This is a genomic window from Streptomyces sp. NPDC028635, from assembly GCF_040637635.1.
GTDB lineage: Bacteria > Actinomycetota > Actinomycetes > Streptomycetales > Streptomycetaceae > Streptomyces.
On sequence record NZ_JBEZWX010000001.1, the window covers coordinates 549804 to 570501 of the forward strand.

Consider the following 20698-nt stretch of genomic DNA (forward strand, 5'->3'; position numbering starts at 1 on the left):
GACTCCAAGCTCTCCAGGCGCGTCAGACGGTCCGTCAGGGCGAGAACGAAAAAATACACTCCAGGCCATTAATGGCCTGGGATGCCCTCCAACTCGCCCTGTAAACCCGCTTCGAGCACCGCACAATGCGGACATTCAGCGCATTCTTCCGCCAAGGTGGTGAGTTAAAAGATGTACTTGCGTTCATAAGTGGTCTCGTGTTTATGCTTTTTCCACCGTTGCCGCAGCAGGTGAGGGGGAGACATGAACGTCGACCGGATCGTTCCGCGCCTGGGAGACGAGGAACTGGCTGCCTACCGGTTCCTGATCACCAGCGGCGGGGCCCGGCCCGAGAGAGTGGCGAGCAGCCTGGGATGGGGCGCGGGCCAGACCGAGCGCGTGCTGTCCCGGCTGAGCCGGATGAAGCTGGCACGGTCCCGCGAGGAGGACCGCAGCGACTGGACCGCAGTCCACCCGGACATGGTCAAACTCCAGTACGCCAAGCCCCTTTCGGGTGTCATCGACGCCTGGCAGGCCCAACTGGAGGGACTGCGCGCACAGCTCGACACGCTCAGCGGCCTGTGCGGCGAGGAAGAGGGGGAAGGCGTCACCCCTGTGGTCACCATCGAGGGCGCGCCCGACATACGCGACGCCCTCGCGGTCGCCGCGGGACGCTGCGCCGAGGAGCTCTTGGCGGTGCAGCCACTGGGCCGGGGAACCGCCGCTCTCGCCCGGGACGTGGTGTGCCGGGACGGCGACGCGATGGCGTCGACGGTCAGCGCGCGGGTGCTCCTTCCCCACCTGTCGCGCTACGACGCGGAGGTGCGCGACTGCACCGAGCGGATCTTCGCGTCGGGGGGCGAGGTGCGCACCACCGCCGCGTCCCTGCCGCCGCTGCTGGTGTTCGACCGTTCCGTGGCCTTCCTCTTCGACGACGAGGACACGGACAGGGCGCACATGATCCAGCACAAGGCCCTGGTGGGATTCATGGTGCACATGGTGGTGAGCGCCTGGGCGAGCAGTGCCGCCTTCGAGCGCACGGGCGGCAACAACCGGATTCCGGAGTGCCTGACCCAGGAGACGAAGACGGCGATCGTCCGGCTGCTGGCCGCCGGCTACAAGGACGAGGTGGTGGCCAGGCGCCTGGGCATCGGGGTGCGGACGTGCCGGAAGTACATCGCCGAGCTGTTCGGTGAACTGGGGGCGGAGAGCCGGTTCCAGGCCGGCTGGATGGTGCGCGACCAGATGCTCCTGGCCGGCGCGGACGATGCGGAACCCCTCACCGCCCGGGTGAACTGAGCGAGCGGGCGGCTCCCGCGGGGGGGGGTGCCGATATCGAGTCACGGCCTTCCGGCCCGGCGCGGACCACACCGTCCGCCCGGGCCGGAAGGCCGTTCGCCCGCGGGCCCGCTCGCGGGCTTGCGCACGTCCCCGGCGCTTTCCCGGCGGCGGGCGGCGGTCTGCCGACGCGCACACGCCGCGGCCCACTCGCACACGCCGCGCCCACTCACACGGCGCCCCTACTCGCATGTGGCGCCGAGTACGGCGCGCCGACTGCCACCCGGCTCGTCGGCGCGCGCACCGAACGGACGCGCGGCGGAGGCCATTTCGCCGGCGCCCGGGCTCGGCGGCCACGGAGAACGACCCCGCGCCCCTGTGCGCGGGCCCCGGCGGCTGCCGGGGCGCCACTCCCGCGGGCCGATCGGCCCGCCTCCGGGCCCCGCTCAGCGCGCGAGTATCGCCTGGAGTACCGCCGTCAGCTCGCCCTCCGGGTCACCCGCCGCCTGCGGACCACGCCACGCCACCACGGCGTCGGGACGGACCAGCACCGCACCCGTCGGCCCGACCCCGTAGCGGTCGCACCAGGTGCCGTCGCGATCGGCGAGGTGCTCGCCGATCCGGTAGGCGTCCAGGTTGACCCCGAGCGTGCCCGCGGCCTTCTCCGCGGCGACGACCCAGTCGCCGCCCTCATGACCGGCCAGCAGCACGAATCCGCGGCCGAACACGTCGTGTGTGGACAACTCCCGTATGCCGTCGGTCAGGACGACGTGCGGGGCCCGGCCACCGGGACGCCCGGTGGGATGCCACGGGTCCTCCTGCAGACTGCCGTCGTCACCGGCCTCGGTGCGGACCGCCGAAGAGTGGTACCGGAAGCCCAGGAACTCCTTCGGCATCGGGATGGGCGCCTGAGGATCGGCCGGGTTGTAACTCGCGGGCACGCGGCCCTCGGAGATCTTCGCCAGTTCGAGCTCGCGCTCCAGGGTGATGGTGACCTGGGGGCGGCGCTCGGTCTCGTACGTGTCCAGCAGACCGGGTCCCGCCTGCCCGGTGAGCACCAGGGCCAGCCGCCAGGACAGGTCGTAGGCGTCCTGGATGGCGAGGTTGCCGCCCTGCCCCCCGTTGGGCGGGCAGGCGTGCGCGGCGTCGCCGGCCAGGAACACCCGGCCGTCGCGGAAACGTTCGGCCAGTTTGTGATTGATCGGGAAGAAGCGGGCGTTGACGAAAGCGACGTCGATGTCGGGGTCGCCGATGGCGCGCCGGATCCGCTCCAGGCAACGCTCCTCCGTGAAGTCCTCAGGGCTCTGTCCGCGTTCGGGGAAGTAGTCGACCCACAGGGTGTGCCGCTCCGAGCCGTCCAGGATGAAACTGGAGCCACTGCCCGGCATCCCGATGACCTCGACCGCGCCCTTCTCCACGTACCGCGTCAGATCGGCCTCGAAGGTGATGATGTACATGTGGCCGATCGTCCCGCCGCCTTCGACGGCGATGCCGAGCATGTCCCGCACCTGGCTCGTGTTGCCGTCGGCAGCCACCAGATAGTCCGCCTCGACGGTGTACGTGCCACCCGTAGCCACGTCGCGGAGCGTCGCGGTGACCTTCTCCTCGTCCTGGGCGACGGCGACCAGCTCGGTACCGTGGCGCAGTTCCGCGCCCGCCTCCTGGGCGCAGGCCCGCAGGATGTCCTCGACCCGGGCCTGCGAGATCCAGGCGAGCGGCGGCACCGAGGACAGCTCCTGCGGGTCGGGCTGCCCGTCCTCCGGGTCCAGGAACCGGCGTTCGGGATCGGCCAGGCACGCCCCATGGCTGATGCGGGGCCACTGAGCGTCCCCCACGGCCGCCTCGAGACGACGGCGCACACCGGGCAGGGTGTGCAGCAATTCCTGCGAGCGGGTGTTCAGGCCCCACGCCTTCGGCAGCGTGGAGCCGCCCGGACGCCGCTCCACGAGGAGCGGGCGCACACCGCGTGCGGCAAGGCTCAGGGCAGTGGTGAGCCCGGTGTAGGCACCACCGACGACAAGGACGGGAACGCGCTGGACTGACATGCGATATGCCTCCGTTTACTGCTGTGTGCGGAGCGGGAGGGGAGCCGGGCCGCGGAAGGGCCGGGCACGGTTCGGCCGGACCGGACGGGCACGAGGCCCCGGTGACGTGGCGAAGGGTGGTGAGGCGCACCGGCCCCGGGGAGCAGGACGTGCGAGGACGACCCGGCTGGAGCGCCGGCGCCGATGAAGCGTGCCCCTGCGCGGATACGACCACGGGAGGTACCGGTGTGCGGCGAACCGCCGTGAAGAGGCCCGGTGTTGCGAGAAGCTGCCGCCTCGCCGGGGCCGCGAGGACAGCAGACGCTACGGGCTTCCGGTCGTACGGGCCCCCCGGTCGTACGGGGCCCCCCGGTCCTACGGGCCCCACCGGCGCGGCCGGCGCTGCGGGGTCAGGGTGTGCCGAGTGTGGCGATGTCGATGACGTACCGGTAACGGGCCCGGGACAGGTTCTCCCAGGCGTCGGCGACCTGGGCCGCCGCGATCCGCTCGATCTCGGCCACGATGCCGTGCCGGGCGCAGAAGTCGAGCATCTCCTGCGTCTCGCGGATGCCGCCTATCGAGGAGCCGACGATGCCGCGGCGGGCGCTCAGCAGCGAGAACGTGTTGTACGAGGCGACCGGATCGGCCGGGGCCCCGACGTTGACGAGCGTACCCCCGAGGCCCAGCAGGCCGAGCCAGACATCCAGGTCGAGGGCGGCCGGCACCGTGTTGAGGAGGACGTCGAAACAGCCCCCGAGGGCCGCGACTTGGCCACTGTCCCGCGTATCCACGAACCGCGCGGCACCGAACGCCAGGGCGTCGTCCTTCTTCTCGGGCGACCGGCCCAGCACCGTGACCTCGGCACCCATGACCGCGGCGATCTTCACGCCGAGGTGCCCGAGGCCTCCCATGCCGAGGACGCCGACCCTCGTGCCCGGCCCCGTCCGCAGTCGGCGCAGAGGTGAGTGGACGGTGACGCCCGCGCACAGCAGCGGCGCCGCGCTGTCCAGTGGGAGCGCGTCGGGGATCGCCAGGACGAAACGGTCCGCGACCACGATGGAGCGGCTGTAGCCGCCCTGCGTCACCGAACCGTCGAGGTCGCGGCCCGAGTACGTCGCGACGAATCCCTCGACGCAGTACTGCTCCTCGCCGGACACGCACGGGCGGCACTTGCCGCAGGAGCCGACCATGCAGCCCACCCCCACCCGGTCCCCGGGTGCGAAGGCGGTGACCGCGTCGCCGACCTCCGACACGACTCCGGTGATCTCGTGTCCGGGCACGAGGGGGAAGAGCGTGCCGCCCCAGTCGTCGTGGCCGAAGTGCACATCGGTGTGGCAGACACCGCAGAACGCGATGTCGATCCGGACGTCGTCGGGGCGTAACGGGCGCCGTTCGACAGCGGTCAGCGTGAACGGTGCTCCTTTGGCGGGCAGGCAGAGAGCGGTGGCGGTGGGCATGGTGATCCTGTTTCCCTCGGCTGGAAGGGGCTACGGGCAGCCCCGGGTCGGTGTCGGAACGCCCCGGCCGAGCCGGTGACGCCGCGGGAACGCACGACAAGCAGCTTGCCCGCCGGGACGGACCGTCCGCCATCACCGCGGAGTGCAGCAAGCTGTGGTGCAGTTTGCTGCACACCGGGGCCCCGGACGGGGTGGCACTACCATGAGCGGCGGTGCGTCACGGAGCCGCCTCTCGCGCGGGAACGCGCTTCGGTGACACGGCCGTTGCCCGGCCGCAGCAGCGTGACCGGCGGCACCGAACCCGTGCCGACCCGCTCCGCGACCGTACGCACGACTTCGTACGGCAGTGCCGCCCCCGAGGAGCTTCGCGTCCCGTTCCACGGCGACGTGTCCACGCGTTCGGCACCGTCACGACCGACACGACGAAGGAGCATCGTTGAGCAGGCTGCGTTGGCTGACCGCGGGTGAGTCCCACGGTCCCGCACTTGTCGCGACGCTGGAGGGCCTTCCCGCCAGCGTGCCGATCACCACGGAGATGGTGGCGGATCACCTGGCGCGGCGGCGGCTCGGCTATGGCCGCGGTGCGCGCATGAAGTTCGAGCGGGACGAGGTCACCTTCCTGGGTGGTGTCCGGCACGGGCTGACCCTGGGTTCCCCGGTGGCGGTCATGGTGGGCAACACCGAGTGGCCGAAGTGGGAGAAGGTGATGGCGGCCGATCCGGTGGATCCGCAGGAGCTGGCCGCGCAGGCCCGTAACGCGCCGCTGACCCGGCCGCGTCCCGGCCATGCCGACCTCGCGGGCATGCAGAAGTACGGCTTCGAGGAGGCGCGGCCGATCCTGGAGCGTGCCTCGGCGCGGGAGACGGCGGCGCGGGTGGCGCTGGGCGCGGTGGCCCGGTCGTACCTGAAGGAGACCGCCGGGATCGAGATCGTCAGCCATGTGACGGAGCTGTGCTCGGTGAAGGCCCCGCGGGGCGTGTACCCGACGCCGGCCGATGTGGAGAGGCTGGACGCGGACCCGCTGCGCTGCCTGGACGCGGACACGTCCAAGGCGATGGTGGCGGAGGTCGACCAGGCCCACAGGGATGGTGACACGCTGGGTGGTGTGGTCGAGGTGCTGGCGTACGGGGTGCCGGTGGGTCTTGGCTCGCATGTGCACTGGGACCGTCGGCTGGACGCGCGGCTGGCCGGTGCGCTGATGGGTATCCAGGCGATCAAGGGCGTGGAGGTCGGTGACGGGTTCGACCTGGCGCGGGTGCCGGGTTCGAAGGCGCACGACGAGATCGTGAACACGCCGGAGGGCATCCGCCGTGTGTCCGGGCGTGCGGGTGGTACGGAGGGTGGTCTGTCGACGGGTGAGTTGCTGCGGGTGCGGGCGGCGATGAAGCCGATCGCGACGGTGCCGCGGGCGCTGCAGACGGTGGACGTGACCACCGGTGAGGCCACCCAGGCGCATCATCAGCGTTCCGATGTCTCCGCGGTCCCGGCCGCGGGGATCGTCGCGGAGGCGATGGTGGCGCTGGTGTTGGCGGACGCGGTGGCGGAGAAGTTCGGCGGCGACAGCGTCACCGAGACCCGCCGCAACCTGCGGTCCTACCTCGACGGCATCGCGATCCGCTGACCGCCCCGCGGTCGGCAGGCACCGGTCGCCCTCACCGAACAGCGAGGCCGCACCCCGCCGGGCGGCCTCGCGGCGAGACACCTGGCTTAGGCCCACCGGCCCGCGCGCCGCGAGTTCGCCGCCCCGGTCGTACCGGTGCGCCGCGAGTTCGCCGCCCCGGTCCTACCGGTGCGCCGCGAGTTCGCCGCCCCGGTCCTCCCGCGAGGTCACCCCGGTGGCACCGGACGTCACCTGAACGGCGATGCGACCGCGTGCTCGTCGCGGGCGCACCGCCGTGTGCTTGCTCGCAGCGCTCGCGCCGCCGTTCGCTCACCGACGCGGCAGCAGCAGGGCCGCGCCGAGCGCGTTGGCCGCCAGGAGAGCGGCCGCCAGCAGCAGGCTCTCCCTCATGCCGGGCATGAAGTTCCCGGCGAGGAGCGCACCGAAGACGGCGATGCTGAGCGCTCCGCCGGTCTGGCGGCTGGTGTTGAGCAGTGCCGCCGCCGTACCGGCCCGTTCGGACGCAACGCTGTCGAGCATCAGGGAGGTCAGCGCCGGCATGGCGAGCGAGCCGCCGATGCCCAGAGGCACCATGGGCAGGGCGATCAGCCACCACGGTGTGCCGGCGCCGACGGCGGCCAGGCCGCAGCAGCCGGCCATGCCGACCAGCAACCCCGCGACGATCACCGCGCGCGGGCCGTAGCGGGCGACGGCCCGCGGGGAGAAGTAGTTGAAGTGGGCGGTGATCACGGCCATCGGCACGAACATCAACCCGGCCGAGAAAGCCGACTGCCCCCGCTGCTCCTGGAAGAACAGGCTCAGCACGAACACCCCGCCGTAGAAGGCGGCGTTGCAGGCGAACCCCGCGACGACGGGCACGCTGACGCCGCGCTGGCGGAACAGCTCCAGCGGCAGCATGGGGGTGCGCCGCCGGGCCTCGACCGCCACGAAGCCCGCCCCGGCCAGCACCGCGGTCCCGGCCGCGGCCAGGACGGTGCCGGTGAGCCCGTCGTGACCGCCCTCGATCACGGCGAAGGTCAGCGCGGCCAGCGTCACGACCGCCGTGAGCTGCCCCGGCGGGTCGAACACGGCGGGGTGACGCGGGGAGGGAGCGGCCCGCAGCAGGATCAGGAAGCCGGCGAGCCCGGCGGGCACGTTGAGGAAGAACACCGCACGCCAGCTCCACTCCGTGGTGAGCAGTCCGCCCAGGAGGGGTCCCGCCGCGATGGCGACCGCGCCGCCCACCGTCCACAGGGCGATTCCGCGCGCCCGCGCCTGCGCGTCGGGGTACGCCTGGCGGATCAGCGCCAGCGAGGTGGGCACCATCACGGCGGCCGCGCTGCCCTGCACCACGCGCGCCGCCGTCAGCGCGCCGAGGGTCGGCGCCACCCCGCAGGCCAGCGAGGCGAGAGTGAAGAGGGCGAGCCCCCAGCCGTACGCGCGGCGCGCGCCGACGGCGTCCGACAGCGCGCCCGCGGAGAGCATCAGCGCCGCGAACATGAGGGTGTAGCTGTCGGCGACCCACTGGAGGCCCGACAGGGAGCCGCCGAGGTCGTCTCCCACGGCGGGCAGCGCCACATTGACGCCGGAGACGTCCAGTGTGATCACGAAGAAGCCGAGGACGGCGGCGACGAGGGCCGCGGTGGTGGAACCGGCCGTGTCCGGGCCGTTTCGGCCCCGCTCACCGGTGGTCGGTCCGGTGCCTTCCCCGGATCGCGTCAAGCTCATCGTGCACTGCTCCTCACTGCGCCGCCCCTGCCGGGGCAGGGGGTCGGCGCCGGACGACAAAGGACGGAAAAGACCAGGTGGACACCAGCCTTCCCGGCGTGCGCGGACCCCGGCAGACCGGGCCGTGCGGGGGAACGGTGTTCCTGGCTGTGACAGGGCCCCCCTCCCGGCGGGACCTTTTGGGACAATGGGTTCATGAGTGAAGGCACGGAGTTAGGACGCTTTCTGCGCGCTCGGCGGGGCCAGGTCCGGCCGGAGGACGTCGGACTGCCCGCCGGTACCGGCATCCGCCGCACTCCGGGACTGCGCCGCGAGGAGCTGGCGACACTGGCCGGGGTCAGCGTCGACTACTACACGCGACTGGAGCGTGGCCGTGAGACACGGCCGTCGCCGGCCGTCGTCACCGCGCTCGGCCAGGCGCTGCGGCTGTCCGGGGACGCGCTGCAACGGCTGCACGAACTGGTGGCGCTCGCCGCCGGGCAGGCGCCGGCAGCGTCCCCCGATCCGGCGCACACCGTGCGCGAGTCGGTGCGCGTGCTGCTGGAGACGCTGCGCCCGGCACCGGCGTACGTCGTCAGCCGCGTCAACGGTCTGCTGGCCGCCAACCGGCCGGGGCTGCGCCTCTTCCCCGGCATCACGGACTGGCCGCCGGAGCGCCGCAACATCACCCGCTACATGTTCCTGCACCCCATGGGGCGCAAGCTGTACCGCGACTGGGAGCGGATGGCGGCCCACAGCGCCGCACACCTGCGCGCGATGGCGGGTGCCGACCCGGACATGCCGGAGCTGGCCGAACTGGTGGGCGAACTGGTCGTCAAGAGCCCGGAGTTCGCCCGCCTGTGGGAACGGTACGACGTCCAGGCGCGCGGCGGCGGAGAGAAGCATTTCCGTCATCCGGAGGTCGGGTCGATGTGCCTGCACTTCGAGGTGATGGCGATCTCCCGTACGGACGGCCAGCGCCTCGTCACCTATCAGGCGATGCCCGGCACCCCGGACCACGACGCCATGCTGCTGCTGGACATGGCCAGCCCCAGGGAAGCGGCGTACTCCGAACGGCCCGGGCGATGACGCCGGCGGCCCCGCAATGACGCTCACCTGTCGAGCACGATGTGGTACGTCTCGTGCGGGGTCTGGATGTCGTTGCAGGTCAGTTCGCCGGTGGCGCCGCGGTAGGCGCCGGTGCCGCCGGTGACGGCCATCCGTACCGTGTCGCTGCCCTTGGTCCACAGGGACTGCGCGGTGAGCTGTCCGTCCGGCAGCCGCACGGACAGCACACAGTTCGTGGTGATCTTCGCGCCGTCCAGCTTGGTCACCTGGCAGGAGCTGCCGTCCTCGCCGACCTGCTTGCCGTCGCGGAACAGCTTGTCGGCGTAGACGAACTCGTCTCCGACGCTCAGCCCGTGAGTGCCCACATCGGTCTGCACGACGCCGTCGTTGCCTATGGCGAGGTCGATGGTCGTGCGGGAGGTGGCCTGGGCGGGAACGGTGAGCACACAGGACGCTCCCAGGGCCAGCACGGCGGTGCCGACGGCGCCGAAGAGGGCGAACTTGCGCTTGGTCATGTGACACACACTCCTAGGTCACGCACCGCCCGACGCGGTGCTCGGGTCGTCTCGTACCGGGTCGTCGTCGGCGAACCCGGCGGCGCGCCGCAGGGCCCCCGTCTCGATCAGGCGGCTCACCGCCGCGATGTCCTCGTCCAGCCGGCGGTCGTGGGAGACGAAGGCGCTGTGCTCCCTGATCAGCGCGTGCACCGCCCGAACGGCCGGTGACGCCTGCTCGACGCCCCGCAGTTCGATCGCCTGCGCCAGGGCGAGCAGATGGATGGCCGCCACCTCGCGGACCAGGCCGTTGACGGTGCGCGCGTCACGCGCCGAGATCGTGCCCATGCTGACGATGTCCTGGTTGTGCGACTCGGTCGAGCGCGAGAACACCGACACCGGCCCCGTCTGTTTGAGGGCCTCGGCGGTGACGGCCGAGGCCGCTATCTGCATGCCCTTGAACCCGTGGTGCAACCCCGCTTCGGGATCGTCGGCACGGCGTGCGAGGACGAGGTTGGGCGGGAGTCCTTCGTTGAACTTCTCGTCCACCACGAGGGCCAGTTGGCGGTCGAGCAGGTTGGCGAGATTGGCCACCGCGGTCTTCAGGCTGTCCATGGCCTGGCCGACGTGGCCCGCGTAGAAGTTGCCGCCGAGGTGGAGGCCCGACTCCTCGACGTCGAAGAGCGGGTTGTCGCCGGCGGAGTTGATCTCGGTGTCGAGCCAGTCCTCCGCCCAGTCGAGCGTGTCGTGGGCGATCCCGATGATCTGCGGCGCGCAGCGCACCGAGTACTTGTCCTGGATGCGCTCGTTGAGCTGGAGGTAGCTGCGCCCGGCCAGCGTGCGGCGGCGCATGAGGATGTCGTCGAAGGACGTGGCGAGCCGCGATCCGGACAGCAGGGTGCGGACGGTCGCGGCGGCCCGGACCTGGCCGGGGTGGGGTTTGTTCTCGTGGATGAAGGGGTGCAGCGCGGACGCGTTGCCGTGCAGCGCTTCCAGTGTCATGGCGGTCGCGAGTTCGGCGGTGAAGGCCAGCTCCCGGGCGTCCGCGGCGGCCAGGACGGCGTAGGCGGTGGCGAAGGCGGTCCCGTTGACCAGCGCGATGCCCTCCTTGGGCGCGAGCCGCAGCGGCTCGATTCCCTCCTCGCGCAGGGCCTCGAGCGCCGGACGTACGGTGCCGCGGTGCCGTACCCGTCCTTCGCCGATCAGTGCCGCGGCCAGGTAGCACAGCGGTACGAGGTCGCCGCTGGCGCCGACCGAACCGCGTTCCGGGATCAGGGGCAGGATGTCCCGTTGCAGGCAGTCCAGGAGCGTGGACACCGCCTCCGGCCGGATCGCCGAGACTCCCCTGGCCAGCGCGTTGGCCCGGATGAGCATCGCCGCCCGGGCGACGGCCGGGACGGCGGCCGGCCCCACGCCGTTGAGGTGGTAGAGCACCAGGTTGCGCTGGAGCTCGTGGGCCTTGTCCGGCGAGATCTGCCGGGTGCAGCTGTCCCCGAACCCCGTGGTCACGGCGTAGATGGGGATCTCCTGGGCGAGCAGCGTCTCCTTGAGGCCGACGGAGGCGTGCATCCGCTTGACGGCGGCTTCGCTGAGCTGCACGCGTGTCCTGCCGTCGTCACCGCGCGCGACGGCGGCGACCGTGCGGGGCGACAGGCCCGTTCCGTCGATCTCGAGGTGCCGGACCGTGGGCACGTGCGCCATCGGTACTGTTCCTCTCCGGAGCCGGGGAGGCGTCCCTAGTAGACGCCCTCGATCATCTTCTGGCCGTCCACCTCGGCGACGGGGTGGATGTCCCGCAGGGAGTCCCCGGCGCCCGTCGGGCTGGGGACCCGCGTGGCCAGGTCGCGTTCCAGGCTGTTGGGCACCAGGCCGTACTCGGTGAGGTAGTTCATCACCACGGCTCCTTCCGATCCGTAGGGGACCGGTGTGCCGGTGTCGGGGTCCACGACCCGGTACAGGACGTAGGGGGCGTACGAGTCGAACACCGTCTCACCCGTGCCCTCCGGGTCGGGCCGCTGGACCGTTCCGCTCAGCACGGAGGTGCTGCCGTACGACCCCCTGAACCGCACCTTGGGGAAGAACTCCGTGGACAGGTAGTCCAGGGTGTCGGGGTCCATGTGCGCTCCGGTCCAGATCACCAGGCGCACCTTCTCCTGGATCAGGGCGCGGACCGCGGGCCGTTTGGCCATACGGGCGAGCAGCGGGGGAGTGGTGATCAGGAAGGCGATGTCCTGGGAGCTCAGGACCAGTTCGGCCTGGTCGACGAGGTGCTCGACGTAGGCGGCGGCGCCGGCGGTGTCTCCGGCGGCCATGAGGCGTTTCACCCAGCGCGGGTCCAGGTCGATGGAGAACCGGACCCCGCCCCTGGCCTGTGCGATCCGCCGGGAGTACTCGCCGAGCATGTGGGGGCCGCTGGGTGCGACGGCCAGGGTGTGGCCCGTTCCGTCGTCCTGGTAGTGGGAGTTCTCCCACTCCATGTACCGGTCGAACCAGCCCTCGAACATCATGAAGCGCTTGGGCGCGCCCGTGGTGCCGCCGCTCTCGTACACGGCGAACACCTTCTCGGTCGCGTCCAGTCCGCGGGGGATCAGGTCCTCGATCGGGACGTCGCGGAGGTCGTCCACGAGGTTGGGGAACTTCAGCAGGTCGTCGACGCAGCGCACGTCCTGGACGGGGTCGAAACCCAGCCGGTCGCGGCGTTGCAGCCAGTACCGGGAGCCGGTCGCCGGGTCGAAGTGCCAGCGCATCATGGCGCGGACGTGCGCGTCGGCCTGTTCGCGCGCGTTCATGGTGGGTCACCGTGCTTTCTCGGTCGGTCGGTCGGGGTCGGGGGTCGGGAGGCGGTGGCGGGCCGGGGGGGCGCAGCCTTCAGACGCCGTGGTGCGCACCGCCGTTGATCTGGACGATCTGCGAGGTGATGTAGCCGCCGGGCTGCCCGCAGAGGTAAAAGCCGAGTTCCGCGATGTCGGCGGGATCGCCCGCGCGGCCCAGGGCGGTCTGGCGGACCAGCTTCGCCTCGCGGGCCGCGGGGAGGCCGTCGCCGAAGAGGTCGGTGCCGGCCACGTAGCCCGGTGCGATGGCGTTGACGTTGATGTCCCGTGGGCCCAGGCGCGTCGCCAGGAGGTGGACGTAGGAGTGGAGGGCGGCCTTGGCGGCGCCGTACCCGCCCGTTCCGCCCGATCCACGGTAGGCGGCGACGGAGCTGTAGAGGACGATGGCGCCGCCGTCGGCCATCAGGGGGACGAGTGACTCCACGGCGAGGACGGCTGTCAGGACGTTCGAGCGGTACGCGTCACGCCACTCCGTCAGGACCGGTTCCACCTCGCCGCCGTCCGTGCCCGGCGACGGCGGCACCGCGCCTGCGCAGCACAGCAGGCCGCCCACGGGCAGTCCCGTCGAGGTGACGTGGTCGCGCAGGACGTCCGCCGAGCCGGGGTCGGCCATGTCGAGCGCGAGCGGCTGGACGTCGGCTCCCGGCACGTCCGCCTCGATCTCCTGCACCGTCCGGGTGAGCCGCTTCTCCTGCCGGGCGATCAGGAGCACCTTGTCGTCGTTCTCGGCGAATCGCTTCGCCGTCGCCTTGCCGATGCCGGCGCTCGCGCCGGTCACCACGATCAGCCTGGACAGAGTGAACCCTCCTCATGAGGTGTGGTCGAAAGATGGATCAGGGTCAGGTCGGGGACGGCGAACAGGGCGGGAGCGTCGCGAGCAGGGCGGCCCGGTCCGGTTTCCCGCCGGCGGTCCTCGGTACGGCCGCGAGGCCCACGAGCCGTGACGGACCGGGGAAGTCCCGCAGCGCGGCCCGGATGTCCGCCTCGTCCACTCCGCTGCGCCGGCCGGACCAGAAGACGACGTAGCCCTCACCGGCGAGCGGGTCGCCGGTCAATGGCAGCGCGACGCAGTCCGCGTGCGGCAGGCGGGCCCTCAACTGCTCCTCCACGCGCGTCAGATGGACCTTGACGCCGTTCACCTTGATCAAGGAGCTGCTGCGGCCGACGAGCCGGAAGGACCGGTCGCCGGTGAACTCGACCAGGTCTCCGGTGGCCCAGCGGGCCGGAGGGCGGGTCCCGCCCTCCGGCCGGGCCAGCCGCGGGCTGCGCACGACCAGTTCCTGCGTGTGTCCCATCGGTGCGCCCCGGTCACGCATCAGGGTCACGTCGGGCAGCGCCTGCCAGGGGGCCGCGCCGCTTCCCTCGGGGGCGACCGGCCGGTGGGCGATGCCTCCGGTCTCGGTCGATCCGAGGAGTTCCCAGGCCCGCAGCAGGGGGCCTGCCCGGCGGACGAGCCGGTGGGCGGCCGGCGGCGGTGCCGCCGCGCTGTGCAGGGCGACGACCGAGCGGGCGCCCTCCAGTGCCGACCAGCCGCGGTGCAGCAGGTTCCAGGCCATCGGGACGCAGACGATCAGGACCCGTGCGCCGGAGGGGACCGACAAGGGAGCGAGCGGATCGGTCCACGCCCGGTGGACGGGGACGGCTGCCATACGGGGCAGCCAGTGGCCGAACAGAGCGCCGAAGAGGTGCTGCGGCGGGGCGTAGGTGATCACCTGGTCGACCGGCCCGACGAGGTGGGTGCCGATCAGCTCCACCTCGCGCTCCATCTGCCGGGGCAGCCGGAACCAGCGGCGCGCGGCTCCCGTGCTGCCGGACGTGTCGAAGGGCACCTCGTCGGACGCGGCCCGCCGTCCCTCGGCACGGGTCGCCGGACGTGTCATGCCGCCTGGTCCTCGGCGCACTCGCGGACGTAGGCGGCGGTCCGTTCGAGGGTGCTGAACCAGTAGCGGACGTCGTCGCCCACGAAGTCGACCTCGATGCCGAACTCGCCTTCCACGGCGGTGACGTACTCCAGGGCCGCCAGGCTGTCGAAGCCCGGCAGTGCGCCGGACAGGTCCGCGTCCGCGGGCAGCGCGCGGGCGGCGTCGCCGAAGCGCTTCTCGAGGAGGGTGCGGACGCGGGCCTGGATGTCGGTCTGGTCACGGGCGGGCATGCTGGAGTCCTTTCTGCCGGTCGCCGCCGGCCGGTGCCGGGCCGGCGCTCGTCATGGAGCCTTCGTGCAGGTAGAAGACGTGGTCGGGCCGTGTGGGACGGAAGTGGACCGTCAGATGGGCGCCGTCCGCGTCGACGCCGAGCGCCTGCGCGATCTCGTCGGCGAGCCGGGCCCGGTAGTCGTGGTCGCGGTCGCGGTGGATGTGGCACACGACGGACGCCCAGCGGGCGGTCCGTTCGGGGCCGGCGTCGTCCTCGTACGTCGTCAGCGGCATGCCGCCGGCGAAGTACGCCATGGGTTCGGCGGTCCGGAAGGAGACCACGACGTGTGCGGGGTCGGAACCGCGCGCTGCCAGGAACCGGGTGAGGCGCAGCGCGGCCCTCAGACGGGTGGAGGGGGTCAGCGGATTGCTGGTCACTTCGACGGTCGGCAAGGCCGTGTGCCTTTCACGAGAGGGCCAGCGGCGGCAGGGGGTGCCGTTCGGGTGCCAGGCGCAGTTCCAGGCGCCGTCCCAGGCAGTCGGCGAGCGGGCCGCCGCTCGTCGGCATCAGGGGGGTCCAGGCGAACCCGGAGTCCGCCGTGCGCACGCTGTCCAGGAAGCGCGTCAGGTGGCCGGCGTCCCACTCGATGCCGAACGTGTCCGCCGTCAGCACGGCTTCGTAGGTGCTCAGCAGGTCCGGGACCCGGTTGTCCACGTCCGCGTATCCGCCGCCGCGCACCCGGTGCCGGGCGAGGGCCTCACGGACGTGCTCGGCGTCGGCGCCGGCCGACCGCCGCAGCGCCCGCAGGGCCTGCAGGGTGGCCCGCAGCGTGGGCCGTCCGCCCGGCACGTTGGCGTACCGGCCGGGAGCCGTCTCGCAGGTGGCCACGTACGCGGCTATACCGCGCAGGGCGGAGGTGACGCCGGTTCCGCCGCTGCGGTGCAGGATCTCGGCGGCCGAGGAGGTCGACACCATGTCGGAGGCGCGGCCCTCCCAGTAGCCGAAGCCGCCGTCGGGGTTCTGGATGGCGCCGGTGAGCCAGTGCGCGATCCTGGTGCGGGCCGGGGCGTCGTCCGCGAAGGCCCCGGCCGACAGGGCCCACAGGGTGCACCGCACCTCGCTGCCCCGCCCAGGCATGTACATGATGCCGTCCTCGTTGGGCAGCATGCAGCTCTCGGTCCACTCCAGGGCCTGGTGGGCCGCGGTGCCGGACAGCCGGCCGGCCAGCAGGTGCGCGGAGGTGGTGAGGACGTCGGAGGCGAGTTCGGGCGTGCGGTAGGTGAAGCCGCCGTGCGCCGTGCGGAAGGTCAGGAGCGTGCCGACCACCCCGTCGGCGACACCGTCGAGCGCGGCGCCGAGTTCCCGTAGCGCTCCGACCGCGCAGAACGCGGCCCACACGTCCGTCACGGGGTAGCCGGGCCACCGGGTGAAGGACCCGCCGGGGCGCAGCCGGGCCAGGATCCAGGCGACGCAGGCCTCGCGGTCCCGCGGGGCCTCGCCGAGGCGGCTCAGGGCGCTGACGGCCCGGAACGTCGCCCACAGGCAGTCGGTCCCGTCACCCTCCTGGAAGGTGAAGCCGCCGGCCGGGCTCTGCCGGTCCTGGAGCCAGTTCACCAGCCGCTCACGGTCCCACGGCAGCGGACCGCGTCCGCCCGTGGCCGTGCTCCACGCGGTGACGGCGTAGTAGCAGGCTCGCGCGTCGGAAGTGCCGTCCTTGGCGTGGGCGGGGCTCCAGGCCAGTCCGCCGTCCGCGGCCTGCAGCGCCGCCAGCCAGCCGGACAGTCCCTCCGGCGGGCGCTCGCCGTAGATCTCCACCAGGGTGCGTACGGCGTAGTAGGTGGCCCACACGTCCGACGTCTGGCCGGGTGTCATGGCGAACCCGCCGTCCGCGTGCGCGGTGCTGCGCACCCAGTCGGAGCTGGACGCGCGGAGCGTGCCGCGGCTGCCCTCGGGCAGGTCGGCCAGGGCCTGCGTGCAGTAGTAGGTCGCCCAGGCGTCGGAGTTCATGCCCGCCGACCACGCGAATCCGCCGTCGGCGTTCTGCCGGGAAGCCAGGAAGGAGGCGACGGTCTCGGGGGCGGGCAGGTCGCCGGTGCGGCCGAGCCAGGCGAGGGTGCGCACGGCCGCATAGGTGCACCACAGGTCGGACTCCCCGGAGACGGTGCCGGACGACTGCCGCAGCGCGTCGTACGTCATACCGGCACCACCTCGGAGACGACCCGGAAGTTGGAGCGCTTCCAGCTCTTCTGGGAGCCGCCGCTCTTGGTCGTCGCGGGCAGCCGGTTGACGAAGCGGACCTCGTCCCAGCGGAAGCCGAGGCGTTCGCCCGTGCGCCGCTGGATCAGGTCGTTCTTCGCGGGCTCGGTGTCCCGGTCGGTGCCCGGATCCCGCTCCAGCAGCAGCCTGGCCCACGTCCCGTCCTCGGCGAGCTCGATCAGGTAGCCCATGACGTCGCGGTTCGCGTAGACGACGCTCTCCAGGTCGCGGGTGCGCACCCGGCTGCCCTTGATCTCGGTTCCGTCGGTGCCGCGGCCGTGGACGGTCACCACCGGCGCGTCGTCACCGCAGGGGCAGCCACCCGACAGGGACACCTCGTCGCCCATGTCGAGGCGCAGCAGGGGCCGGGCGTCGTTGTTGAGCGGGGTGACGACGAGCCGGCCCTCGCGGCCCGCCTCCGCGGGAACGATGCCGCTCTCCTCGGCGATCTCGCAGTAGTTGGCGCCGCGCAGCAGGTGGAGTCGGTCCTGTGCGCAGCAGGCGGCCAGCGTGCCGCTCTCCGTGCTGCCGTAACTCGCGTCGTAGGCCCGCGCGTCCCACCACTGGCCGGCCATCGCGCGCAGCTCGGGGGTGCTGACCTCGCCGAGCAGCATGAGCAGTTCGACGGACTCGCGCATCCGGGCCAGCAGGCCGCGCCGCTTGAGGACCTGGGAGAACTCCAGCAGCACGCCGGGCGCCACGAACAGCACGGTCGGCCGGAACACCTCCCACAGCTGGATGATGCGGTCCCAGTCGGAGATCCCCGTGGTGTACGGGTATGCCTTGGCGTGGGGCACACCGAGGAACTCGCAGACGCCGACCATGAGGTCGGCCACCGGCACGATGTCCGAGGGCAGCAGGATCAGGGCGCGGTGACCGCCGTCCGCCAGCATCGTGCGCCAGGCCTCGGCGACGGAGACGGTGTTGGCGATCATGTCCCGGTCCGTGCGGGGGGTGGGGGTGGGCACGCCGGTCGTGCCCGTGGTCTGGTAGTACTTCAGGCCCGCGCCGACCGGCACCCGCAGGTAGTCCAGGGGCCGGGCCTTGAGGTCGTCCTTGGAGGTGGCCGGCAGGTCCCGGAACGCCCGCATCGAGAACGCGCCGAGCGAGGCGTAGGCGGACGTGTGCCGTGCGCGGTGCCAGACCTCGTCCAGCTTGGACGTGTAGTAGGCCTCGTCGGAGCGGGAGGCGCGGCGGCGCGCGGTCACCTCCTGCTGGATGCGCTCCATGAAGTCGAGGCCGCTCCTGGAATTGATCTTCACGTGTCACTCCTCTTCTCGTCGGCGTGGGCCAGGCCCTTGGCGCGCATCAGGAACTCCCCGAGGAAGCCGTCGTGGGGGACGTCGGGGTGGAGCCATGACGTCGGCCTGCTCCCGTACACGTTGGAGACCGAGGGCAGCTCCAGCGCCCGGGCGTGCAGTTCCGGGTCCCGGGTGTGCAGTGCCAGCACCAGGGAGTCGTCGAGCACGTCGAGGGCGCCGCGCTCGAAGGGCGCGACCCACACGCAGGGAAAGGGCACCTCGTACGACAGCAACGGGTCCTTCGCGGACGTCAGTTCCACGACCGCGGGCGTCACCGCCGACAACGAGCCGTCGCCGCCGAGCCGTTCCACCCGGGGGGCCAGGTGCACGACCGCGTCCTTCGCGCGGTCCAGCACCGCCGTCACCAGGAGTTCCGCGTCCGCCTGCGGCATGCACGGCAGGCGGGCCGCGTCGTCCGCCGGCGGGGCGGGTGCCACCGTCGCCAGGTCGGCGGCCAACTGCTCGGCGAACGCGGTGACATCGTGCTCGACCAGGACGCCCGTGGTCGCCGTGCACGCGGTCCCCGCGTGGTACAGGGCACCGGCGGAGGCGAGCCCGAGCCCGGTGTCCCGGTCCGCGTCGGCGGTGACGACCAGTTTCGAGCGGCCCGGGCCCTGCGGCCGTACGTCAGCGCGGTTGCGGTAGGTGTCGACGACCGCCTGCCCGCCGTAGACCACGGCACGATCGGCGCGGTCGACGATCAGTTGCGCCGTCGCGTGGTCGCACGGTGCCAGGACGAGCTGCCCGGCCGGCAGTCCGGCCCGCCTCAGTGCGGCGACCAGGCGGAGCGGGGTCAGCGGGTCCCGGTTGGAGGGACGGACGACGACCCGGTAGCCGAGCACCAGCGCCTCGGGCCACATGGCGTGCACACCCGGGCTGTTGCCGGCCGCGTGGACGGCGAAGACGTCGCCGACGCGGCACCAGACGGCGCCCGCCGACGGTGCGTCGGCCACGGCGGTGCCGGCCGGGAGGCAGCCCGACGGCCGCGCCGAGGACACCGTCCGCCCCGCGTCGCGCAGGGCCGCTGCGATGAGCCGGTCGCACTCGCGGACGACGGCGACGGGCGTGCCCGTCAGTTCCGCCACCCGTCGCTGGTGGGCCGCCAGGTCGTCGCCGAGGATCTCCTGGTCCTCGAAGACGTCGGCCGCCTTGCCGAGCACGGCCGCGGCCCGGGCGGCGGGCAGGGGCGCGGTCGCGCGCAGCTGGTCGATCCAGTGGGAGACGACCAGTGCCGGGACCGACGCGAGTTCGAGCGCGGGAACGCCCGAGGCGTCCTCGACGGTGGTGCGTTTCCGTGTCCGGTAGGGGCCGGCCGGACCCAGCGCGGGGATGTCCAGCACGCTCACTCTCCTGTTCCTTCCAGCCGTGACGGGGTGGGGTGATGGGCGGATCAGCGTGCGGCCGACATCGCGGTGCGGCGCCTGCGGGCGGCCGCCGCGAGATCCCGCAACACTTCGGCCGTGGTGTCCCACCCCATGCAGGCGTCGGTGATGCTCTGGCCGAACACGAGCCCGCCGAGGCCGGGTTCCTGACGTCCGGGAACCAGGAAGCCCTCCAGCATGACGCCGCGGATGTCCACGTCACCGGCCGCCACCTGGGCTGCTATCTCGCGGGCGACCACGGCCTGCCGCTCGTGGTCCTTGCCGCTGTTGCCGTGACTGGCGTCGATCATCAGCCCGGTGGGCAGCGCGGCCGCCGTCAGCAGCTCCACCGCCGCGCGCACGTCCTCGGCACGGTAGTTGGGCCGGCCTGAACCGCCCCGCAGGATGACGTGGCAGTCGGGGTTGCCGCTCGTGCGCAGGGCCACCGGCCTGCCGTCCTGGCCGATGCCGAGGTAGGCGTGCGGGGCCGCCGCGGAGCGGACGGCGTCGACGGCGACGCGCACCGAGCCGGTGCTTCCGTTCTTCATCCCCACGGGCATGGGCAGGCCACTGGCCAGTTGCCGGTGCACCTGGCTCTCCACGGTCCGTGCGCCGATGGCTCCCCAGGAGACCAGGTCGGCCAGATAGGCCGGCGCCGCCGGACTCAGCCACTCGGTGGAGATGGGCAGCCCCATCTCGGCGATCTCCAGCATGAGCGCCCGTGCCGTGCGCAGTCCCCCGTTGAGGTCGAGACTGCCGTCCAGCGCGGGGTCGGACAGCAGGCCGGTCCAGCCGACGGTGGTGCGCGGCTTCTCGACGTACACCCGCATGACGACGGCCAGGTCGTCGGAGAGGCGGGCGGCCAGTTCGCTCAGGGACCTGGCGTACGCCAGACCGGCGTCCACGTCGTGGATCGAGCACGGCCCGACGACGACGAGCAGACGGTCGTCGTCACCCTGTAGTACACGGCGGGTCATCTGGCGTCCGGCGCTCACCGAACGCGCTGCGGCGGCGGTCGACGGCACCGCGCGCAGCAGCTCGCGGGGGGTGCTGGCCGCGTGCGCGCGGTGCCGCCCGCCTACGCCGTTCGGGGGTAACCGCTGCGTCAAGGAGCCGGTGCGTTCCCTGGTCGGCAGGTGAAGACTCTGCATCGTTCCTCAATTCATTCCGTTTCAGCGCATGTACGGGCGTCGGCAGCGAATGATTCGG

17 protein-coding genes are annotated in these 20698 nt (G+C 72.3%); 3 read left to right on the plus strand and 14 right to left on the minus strand.

Features of this window, described 5'->3' with window-relative positions:
* Positions 1-243 precede the first annotated feature (243 nt).
* The gene (locus AB0E88_RS02025; RefSeq protein WP_361622191.1) at positions 244-1278 is read left to right on the plus strand and encodes a hypothetical protein; all 1035 of its coding nucleotides are present in this window, start codon (positions 244-246) and stop codon (positions 1276-1278) included.
* Positions 1279-1703: 425 nt separating this feature from the next.
* Here AB0E88_RS02025 and AB0E88_RS02030 read toward each other — a convergent pair whose 3' ends face one another.
* Entirely contained in the window at positions 1704-3302 is a 1599-nt protein-coding gene (locus tag AB0E88_RS02030) for an FAD-dependent monooxygenase (protein WP_361622194.1), read from the minus strand.
* Between the two features lie 389 nt (positions 3303-3691).
* Positions 3692-4738, minus strand: a complete 1047-nt coding sequence (locus AB0E88_RS02035) for an NAD(P)-dependent alcohol dehydrogenase (RefSeq protein WP_361622197.1) — start codon at positions 4736-4738, stop codon at positions 3692-3694.
* 436 nt (positions 4739-5174) lie between these two features.
* Here AB0E88_RS02035 and aroC point away from each other — a divergent pair, with 436 nt between their 5' ends.
* Complete coding sequence (gene aroC, locus AB0E88_RS02040) at positions 5175-6359, plus strand: chorismate synthase (protein ID WP_361622200.1); 1185 nt, start codon at positions 5175-5177, stop codon at positions 6357-6359.
* Between the two features lie 309 nt (positions 6360-6668).
* Here aroC and AB0E88_RS02045 read toward each other — a convergent pair whose 3' ends face one another.
* On the minus strand, positions 6669-8066 hold the full coding sequence (locus AB0E88_RS02045; protein ID WP_361622203.1) for an MFS transporter: 1398 nt from the start codon (positions 8064-8066) through the stop codon (positions 6669-6671).
* A gap of 195 nt (positions 8067-8261) precedes the next feature.
* On the opposite strand from AB0E88_RS02045, the gene AB0E88_RS02050 reads away from it, so the two are divergent.
* A complete protein-coding gene (locus tag AB0E88_RS02050; RefSeq protein ID WP_361622206.1) occupies positions 8262-9134 on the plus strand; it encodes a helix-turn-helix transcriptional regulator in 873 nt (290 codons plus the stop codon).
* A 23-nt stretch (positions 9135-9157) separates the two neighbouring features.
* Here AB0E88_RS02050 and AB0E88_RS02055 read toward each other — a convergent pair whose 3' ends face one another.
* From AB0E88_RS02055 to AB0E88_RS02105, 11 genes are all read right to left on the minus strand, one after another.
* Positions 9158-9628: a hypothetical protein gene (locus AB0E88_RS02055; protein ID WP_361622209.1), complete on the minus strand. Its 471-nt coding sequence runs from the start codon at positions 9626-9628 to the stop codon at positions 9158-9160.
* A gap of 18 nt (positions 9629-9646) precedes the next feature.
* Positions 9647-11308 (minus strand): aromatic amino acid ammonia-lyase, encoded by a 1662-nt coding sequence (locus tag AB0E88_RS02060; protein WP_361622212.1) that lies wholly within the window; start codon positions 11306-11308, stop codon positions 9647-9649.
* A 35-nt stretch (positions 11309-11343) separates the two neighbouring features.
* Positions 11344-12396, minus strand: coding sequence for an AMP-binding protein (locus AB0E88_RS02065; protein WP_361622215.1), 1053 nt, complete (start codon positions 12394-12396; stop codon positions 11344-11346).
* Positions 12397-12475: 79 nt separating this feature from the next.
* Positions 12476-13216 (minus strand): SDR family oxidoreductase, encoded by a 741-nt coding sequence (locus AB0E88_RS02070; protein WP_361622218.1) that lies wholly within the window; start codon positions 13214-13216, stop codon positions 12476-12478.
* 61 nt (positions 13217-13277) lie between these two features.
* Positions 13278-14318, minus strand: a complete 1041-nt coding sequence (locus AB0E88_RS02075) for a class I adenylate-forming enzyme family protein (protein WP_361622221.1) — start codon at positions 14316-14318, stop codon at positions 13278-13280.
* Positions 14315-14590 carry an acyl carrier protein gene (locus tag AB0E88_RS02080; RefSeq protein ID WP_361622224.1) on the minus strand — a complete coding sequence of 92 codons (276 nt, stop codon included), beginning with the start codon at positions 14588-14590 and terminating at the stop codon, positions 14315-14317. Before AB0E88_RS02080 ends, AB0E88_RS02075 begins: the two co-directional genes overlap by 4 nt.
* Positions 14577-15023, minus strand: coding sequence for a hypothetical protein (locus AB0E88_RS02085; RefSeq protein WP_361622227.1), 447 nt, complete (start codon positions 15021-15023; stop codon positions 14577-14579). The genes AB0E88_RS02080 and AB0E88_RS02085 overlap by 14 nt, the downstream gene beginning before the upstream one ends.
* A 13-nt stretch (positions 15024-15036) precedes the next feature.
* Positions 15037-16767, minus strand: coding sequence for a prenyltransferase/squalene oxidase repeat-containing protein (locus tag AB0E88_RS02090; RefSeq protein ID WP_361622230.1), 1731 nt, complete (start codon positions 16765-16767; stop codon positions 15037-15039).
* Complete coding sequence (locus AB0E88_RS02095; protein ID WP_361622233.1) at positions 16764-18089, minus strand: phenylacetate--CoA ligase family protein; 1326 nt, start codon at positions 18087-18089, stop codon at positions 16764-16766. The genes AB0E88_RS02090 and AB0E88_RS02095 overlap by 4 nt, the downstream gene beginning before the upstream one ends.
* The gene (locus tag AB0E88_RS02100; protein WP_361622236.1) at positions 18086-19474 is read right to left on the minus strand and encodes an aldehyde dehydrogenase family protein; all 1389 of its coding nucleotides are present in this window, start codon (positions 19472-19474) and stop codon (positions 18086-18088) included. The genes AB0E88_RS02095 and AB0E88_RS02100 overlap by 4 nt, the downstream gene beginning before the upstream one ends.
* Before the next feature lie 44 nt (positions 19475-19518).
* Positions 19519-20640 (minus strand): 3-deoxy-7-phosphoheptulonate synthase, encoded by a 1122-nt coding sequence (locus AB0E88_RS02105; RefSeq protein ID WP_361622239.1) that lies wholly within the window; start codon positions 20638-20640, stop codon positions 19519-19521.
* Between the last annotated feature and the right edge of the window lie 58 nt (positions 20641-20698).

Coding starts and splice junctions, on each gene's coding strand:
- AB0E88_RS02050 (WP_361622206.1), top strand. CDS start 8,262: ATGAGTGAAGGCACGGAGTTAGGACGCTTTCTGCGCGCTCGGCGGGGC.
- AB0E88_RS02045 (WP_361622203.1), bottom strand. CDS start 8,066: ATGAGCTTGACGCGATCCGGGGAAGGCACCGGACCGACCACCGGTGAG.
- AB0E88_RS02030 (WP_361622194.1), bottom strand. CDS start 3,302: ATGTCAGTCCAGCGCGTTCCCGTCCTTGTCGTCGGTGGTGCCTACACC.
- AB0E88_RS02055 (WP_361622209.1), bottom strand. CDS start 9,628: ATGACCAAGCGCAAGTTCGCCCTCTTCGGCGCCGTCGGCACCGCCGTG.
- AB0E88_RS02025 (WP_361622191.1), top strand. CDS start 244: ATGAACGTCGACCGGATCGTTCCGCGCCTGGGAGACGAGGAACTGGCT.
- AB0E88_RS02060 (WP_361622212.1), bottom strand. CDS start 11,308: ATGGCGCACGTGCCCACGGTCCGGCACCTCGAGATCGACGGAACGGGC.
- AB0E88_RS02075 (WP_361622221.1), bottom strand. CDS start 14,318: ATGACACGTCCGGCGACCCGTGCCGAGGGACGGCGGGCCGCGTCCGAC.
- AB0E88_RS02105 (WP_361622239.1), bottom strand. CDS start 20,640: ATGCAGAGTCTTCACCTGCCGACCAGGGAACGCACCGGCTCCTTGACG.
- AB0E88_RS02090 (WP_361622230.1), bottom strand. CDS start 16,767: ATGACGTACGACGCGCTGCGGCAGTCGTCCGGCACCGTCTCCGGGGAG.
- AB0E88_RS02065 (WP_361622215.1), bottom strand. CDS start 12,396: ATGAACGCGCGCGAACAGGCCGACGCGCACGTCCGCGCCATGATGCGC.
- AB0E88_RS02035 (WP_361622197.1), bottom strand. CDS start 4,738: ATGCCCACCGCCACCGCTCTCTGCCTGCCCGCCAAAGGAGCACCGTTC.
- AB0E88_RS02080 (WP_361622224.1), bottom strand. CDS start 14,590: ATGCCCGCCCGTGACCAGACCGACATCCAGGCCCGCGTCCGCACCCTC.